Source organism: Photorhabdus viridis, assembly GCF_040256935.1.
GTDB lineage: Bacteria > Pseudomonadota > Gammaproteobacteria > Enterobacterales > Enterobacteriaceae > Photorhabdus > Photorhabdus viridis.
On record NZ_JBEJZY010000052.1, the window covers coordinates 25126 to 31125 of the forward strand.

General features: G+C 46.1%; 4 protein-coding genes and 1 pseudogene. 2 read left to right on the plus strand and 3 right to left on the minus strand.

Going from position 1 to position 6000, the window contains the following annotated elements:
* Positions 1–134 precede the first annotated feature (134 nt).
* Positions 135–2543 (plus strand): maltodextrin phosphorylase, encoded by a 2409-nt coding sequence (gene malP, locus ABR397_RS18975; RefSeq protein ID WP_350307100.1) that lies wholly within the window; start codon positions 135–137, stop codon positions 2541–2543.
* Between the two features lie 9 nt (positions 2544–2552).
* Entirely contained in the window at positions 2553–4649 is a 2097-nt protein-coding gene (gene malQ / locus ABR397_RS18980; protein WP_350307101.1) for a 4-alpha-glucanotransferase, read from the plus strand.
* Between the two features lie 109 nt (positions 4650–4758).
* Here the strand turns inward: malQ and ABR397_RS18985 are convergent, their stop codons facing one another.
* The 3 genes and pseudogenes from ABR397_RS18985 to ABR397_RS18995 form a co-directional block, all read right to left on the minus strand.
* Positions 4759–5013: a Txe/YoeB family addiction module toxin gene (locus tag ABR397_RS18985; protein ID WP_350307102.1), complete on the minus strand. Its 255-nt coding sequence runs from the start codon at positions 5011–5013 to the stop codon at positions 4759–4761.
* A complete protein-coding gene (locus ABR397_RS18990) occupies positions 5010–5264 on the minus strand; it encodes a type II toxin-antitoxin system Phd/YefM family antitoxin (RefSeq protein WP_350307103.1) in 255 nt (84 codons plus the stop codon). The genes ABR397_RS18985 and ABR397_RS18990 overlap by 4 nt, the downstream gene beginning before the upstream one ends.
* A 666-nt stretch (positions 5265–5930) precedes the next feature.
* Positions 5931–6000, minus strand: a pseudogene (locus tag ABR397_RS18995) (RNA-guided endonuclease InsQ/TnpB family protein); the annotation flags it as partial.

Consider the following 6000-nt stretch of genomic DNA (forward strand, 5'->3'; position numbering starts at 1 on the left):
ATGCCAAATAGGATTACCGACTACGCCCTTTTACTCCACCCTGACTAATACCTCTCCAGGATGATGTTTTAGACTTTGAGAGCATTCAGCATAGCGTCTAAATTTTCCTTTTTCAGCTACAGGATGAAGACTCCATGCAACAGACCAGATTAGATAAAGCCCAGTTTCAAGCTGCGCTGACGCGTCAATGGCAGCGCTTTGGCCTCGGATCAGCCCAGGAAATGACTCAGCATCAGTGGTGGCAAGCCGTCAGTGCGGCCCTGTCAGAACTATTGCCCTCAAGCCCTGTGATCACTACTCCTTCCGACCAACAACAACGCCATGTGAACTATATCTCTATGGAGTTTTTGATTGGCCGTTTGACTGCAAACAATCTGCTTAACCTTGGCTGGTACGAAGACGTTCAGACTTACCTGGCGGAAGAAAATGTCATTCTTAGCGATCTGCTGGAGCAAGAAACGGACCCCGCTTTAGGCAATGGCGGCCTCGGACGGCTTGCAGCCTGTTTTCTCGACTCTATGGCAACCGTTGGTCAATCAGCAACCGGCTATGGCCTGAATTATCAATACGGCCTGTTCCGCCAGTCTTTTAATCAGGGACAACAAATTGAAAAGCCGGACAATTGGGGACGAGAATCCTATCCCTGGTTCCACCACAATGCTCAGTTGGATGTTGAAGTTAATTTTGGTGGTGAAGTCTTAATGGCAGATGATGGGCGCGAAACCTGGGCGCCTGAATTTACATTGATTGGGGAAGCCTGGGATCTACCGGTTATTGGTTATCACAACGGTGTTACCCAACCACTGCGCCTGTGGCAAGCAACACATGCTGATCCATTTGATCTCGACAAATTCAACGATGGTCAGTTCCTGGCGGCAGAACAGCAAGGTATTGAAGCAGATAAGCTGACGAAAGTTCTCTATCCGAATGATAATCATCAGGAAGGTAAACGCCTGCGTCTGATGCAACAATATTTCCAGTGTGCCTGTTCTGTGGCGGATATCCTGCGTCGCCATCATCTGGCAGGACGCAAAATAGAAGATCTGCCGAAGTATGAGGTTATCCAGCTTAACGATACCCATCCAACTATTGCCATTCCTGAAATGATGCGCATTCTGCTGGATAAACACCAAATGAGCTGGGAAGCGGCATGGGAGATAACCAGCCATACTTTCGCCTATACTAACCACACGCTGATGCCGGAAGGGCTGGAATGCTGGGATGAACATCTGGTAAGCCACCTGTTGCCACGCCATTACAACATCATTCAAGAAATTAACCGCCGTTTCAAAAAGCTGGTGGAGAAAACCTGGCCTGGCGATCAAACCGTATGGGAAAAATTGGCGGTACATTATAACCATCAGGTGCGGATGGCGAATCTTTGCGTCGTCGCCGGCTTTGCCGTGAACGGGGTAGCAGCACTACACTCAGAACTGATCGTTAAGGATCTTTTCCCAGAATATAACCAACTGTGGCCGAACAAATTCCATAACGTGACGAACGGTGTTACACCACGTCGCTGGATCAAACAGTGTAACCCAGCACTATCAGGATTGATCGACCGGACGCTTAACCGTGAATGGATTAACGATCTTGATGCACTTAACGTGCTTGAGCCTTATGCAGATGACGCTGCTTTCTGCGAAGAGTATCGGGCGGTCAAACAGGGCAACAAAATCCTCCTGTCCAATTATGTGAATAAAGTAATGGGACTTAAACTGGATCCAAGCGCCATTTTCGATGTGCAAATTAAACGCTTGCACGAATATAAACGTCAGCACCTGAACCTGCTGCACATCCTATCGCTTTATAAACAAATTCAGGAAAATCCAGCGCTGGATATTGTTCCACGCGTATTCCTGTTTGGTGCGAAAGCAGCGCCAGGCTACTATCTGGCAAAAAACATTATCTCTGCGATCAATCAGGCCGCTGAAAAAATTAATAATGATCCTATCGTTCGTGATCGCATCAAGATCGCTTTTATCCCCGATTACAAAGTTTCTGTCGCAGAGCTCATGATCCCGGCTGCCGATGTTTCAGAACAAATCTCTACTGCCGGCAAAGAAGCTTCCGGTACAGGAAACATGAAACTTGCGCTGAATGGCGCTCTGACTATCGGAACATTAGACGGAGCGAATGTCGAAATTGCCGAGCAAGTCGGAGACGACAACATTTTCATCTTCGGGCACACCGTCGAAGAAGTGAAAGCTTTGAAAGCTGCCGGTTATGATCCATTGACGTTACTCAAGGAAGATAAACATCTGGACAACATACTCAAGGCACTGGCTAGCGGCGAATTCAGCTACAGTGATAAGCGGGCATTTGACATGCTGCTGCACAGCTTGATTGAAGGGGGCGACCCTTACCTGGTACTGGCTGATTTTGCCTCCTACTGCAATGCCCATAAGCGGATCGATGCCTTGTACCGTGACACTCAAGGCTGGACACGCAGCACCATTCTGAATACCGCACGAATGGGCATGTTCAGCTCTGACCGGACAATCCGGGATTATCAACAACGTATCTGGCAAGCAAAGAGATAAGGAAAAATCATGGAAGGTAAGAGCCTCGATCATTTAGCGACCGAGGCTGGCATTGTTGCCAGCTATATCAATGCTTATGGAAAACCACAGGCGATTCCAGCAGAAACCAGACACCGCCTGTTAGATGCCATAAATGTAAACAAACCGGCCAGCAAGCCGGTTTCCCCCGTACCGGCGGTAAAAGTTTTTACTCAAGGGCAGCGCTTCACTATCACCCTGGAAGACGAAAGAAATTACCAATGGCAGATACGGACAGAACAAGGAGAGGAGTTTCAGGGGCATGGCAGCCATCAGCTGACTTTTCCTGATACCCTTGCTCTGGGATACCATCATCTTACTCTGACGCAAGGCAGCCAATGCTGGTCTATGCAAATTATAGTCGCGCCCAAACGCTGCTATGAACCAAATGCGCTGTTAAAGGGGGAAAAACTTTGGGGCGCCTGTGTGCAGCTCTATACACTGCGTTCAGAAAACAATTGGGGAATCGGAGATTTTGGCGATCTGAAATACATGCTGAAAGAGATAGCGACGCGCGGGGGTGCCTTTATTGGATTGAATCCATTGCATGCGCTGCATCCAGCTATGCCAGAAAGTGCCAGTCCCTATAGCCCCTCGTCACGCAACTGGCTTAATGTGATTTACATTGATGTTAATCAGATTGAGGATTTCAAACACAGTGAAGAAGCACAGAGTTGGTGGCAAGCACAGACAACTCAGCGCATGTTACAACATGCCCGCAGCACAAAATGGGTGGATTACACCACAGTTATGGCGTTGAAAATGGTAGCACTGCGTCTGGCATATCAACAGTTCAATACCCGTTCAGAAGCTGACTCCCAACAGGTATCTTTTCGCCAATTTGTCATTCAAGGCAGTGAATGCCTCTACTATCAAGCCGTCTATGACGCTCTGCACTGTCTGCTATACGCTAAAAATAACAGCTGTTGGGGCTGGCCTGTATGGCCGGAAGAATATAGCAATCCACACGGCGAAGCCGTACAAATATTTTGCCAGTCTCATCCCCAGGAAGTGGAATTCTTCCTCTGGCTACAGTGGCTGGCCCATACTCAACTTGCAGACTGCTTTGCACAAAGTCAAGCCAGTGAAATGCCCATTGGGCTTTACCGAGATTTAGCCGTTGGCGTAGCCGAAGGAGGATCGGAAACCTGGTGCAACCGAGCGGTCTACTGCACTAAAGCATCAGTGGGAGCGCCACCGGATGCTCTGGGGCCGCTGGGTCAAAACTGGGGACTGCCACCAATGAATCCTCATGTTTTGCAAACCCAAGCTTACCAACCATTCATTGAGCTGCTGCGCACAAATATGACCTATTGCGGCGCCCTACGCATTGATCACGTTATGTCGATGCTCAGGCTCTGGTGGATCCCCTATGGCGAAACCGCCGACAAAGGGGCATATGTACACTACCCAGTTGATGATCTGCTGGCAATTCTAGCACTGGAAAGTCAACGCCATCGCTGCCTGGTCATTGGTGAAGACTTGGGTATCGTGCCGGAAGAGATCGTAGATAAACTGCGCAATAACGGCGTCTATTCTTATAAAGTGCTCTACTTTGAGCGCAATGAACAGGGGGAGGTCCGTGCCCCAAATGATTACCCAGTACAAGCAATGGCAACGATAACTACCCATGATTTGCCTACTTTGCGCGGATTCTGGCAAAGTGCCGATTTGACACTTGGGGAATCACTCAGGCTATATCCTGATAAAGATCTTCTTCAAAAGTTATATACCGAACGTCAGGCAAGCAAACAAGAGTTATTAGAGGGATTACATCGCTACGGCTGTATTCCGGAACATATCGGCCACACGGCAAAAGAAGTAGCAATGTCACCCGAGATAAACCAGGGGTTACATCACTATATTGCCCACAGCACCTGCGCACTGCTGGGACTGCAACCCGAAGATTGGCTGGATATGGATAAACCCGTCAATATTCCAGGTACAGTAATGGAATATCCTAACTGGCGACGTAAATTGAATACCCCACTGGAAACGATGTTCAGTGATGATCATGTAAACCAATTACTGAATGATTTGAATACATGTCGTCAAAAAGCAGGGGCGGCCGAGGGCTTAACACCGTAACACCGGGTTACCCCTCTGAAAACGCTATCTTTCCCTATTTAATAACTTAATGAAATTATAATTTTCGAGGATGGTTTATAATATGAACCATCTTTCAGGCTGCTGATTTTTAGTAGTGATAACGGCATTGAACAATAATGATTGTTTCGTCTGTCACCTTGTAAACTAGGCGATGTTCTCGATCAATCCGCCTGGACCAATATCCCGACCAATTATGTTTCAGTGGTTCTGGATCACCAAGCCCACCAAAAGGCTGTCGTTTAACATCTTTAATTAGCGTATTTACGCGCTTTAGGATTCTTTTATCAGTTTGTTGCCAATGCAGATAATCCTCCCATGCCATTTCCGCCCAAGATAAAATCATTCTTCCAATAATCCTTTCTCAACAATTTTACCAGCCTCCACTTCCGCGATAGCCTGGTTCAAGCGAGCAGCATTTCTGGGGCTAGCCATCAAGTAGGCCGTCTCTTCGTAAGACTGGAAATCTTCCAGGCTAATAACGACCGCTGGTTTACCGTTCTGGCGAGTGATCATAACGGGCTTGTGGTCATCATTCACTTTATCCAAGGTTCTGGCCAAGTTAGCCCGGAATGCTGAATAACTCATCGTATTCATAGTCATTACCTCACAATGTTGTACCCATAACTGTACTGGTACAAATATAAGTACGCAAGTGTTGCACTAACAATATTTCTGTATACCATCAGGGCTGGTTAGTTCCTCATTTTAGAAGCGCAACCCTATCTGGATAAATTATAAATAAAGTGGAATCATACCCTTGGGAGCCAAAAAGGGTAAAAGTAATGGTTAAAACCTTATACCGATTAAAATCAAAAGTTAAAAAAATAACTTTTAATAACAGTTTAAAACCTACCCATCATAAAACTATTAGTGAAAACAAAAACTTTATTAATGCTCATCTTCATCTCGCCGGAAAAAAAGACAAATAAGAATATGAATAACTTAATCAGAAAATTTATTTTTCCAAAGGGGCGGACTTTAATAACATTTTCAACTGGCAATAAACTTTGTCATAAATCAATTAAATAATTAATCATAAAAAAGCTATTAAGTTAATGATTTAACAGAATGTAAACTGGGTTACTTACTATGTTATTATTTTGCGATTTATTATGCAAAACTGCAATCCCTTAATACGCCAAATTAAACTTGATTTACACTGCTTTAATCAGTTTGGTCTGCGATTTGATTTAAACCATGCCTCTTTTTATGCCTTTAATGTGACTGCTCCCCGCCGTAAACGGCGAGGCTTCCCACTTCTCAGGCCGCAACCGTCTGTGTGACGGATTTACGCTGGCCTCCATGGGCAGAAACGACGAGTCCCGCCGTC

Coding starts and splice junctions, on each gene's coding strand:
- malP (WP_350307100.1), top strand. CDS start 135: ATGCAACAGACCAGATTAGATAAAGCCCAGTTTCAAGCTGCGCTGACG.
- malQ (WP_350307101.1), top strand. CDS start 2,553: ATGGAAGGTAAGAGCCTCGATCATTTAGCGACCGAGGCTGGCATTGTT.
- ABR397_RS18985 (WP_350307102.1), bottom strand. CDS start 5,013: ATGATTTTATCTTGGGCGGAAATGGCATGGGAGGATTATCTGCATTGG.
- ABR397_RS18990 (WP_350307103.1), bottom strand. CDS start 5,264: ATGAATACGATGAGTTATTCAGCATTCCGGGCTAACTTGGCCAGAACC.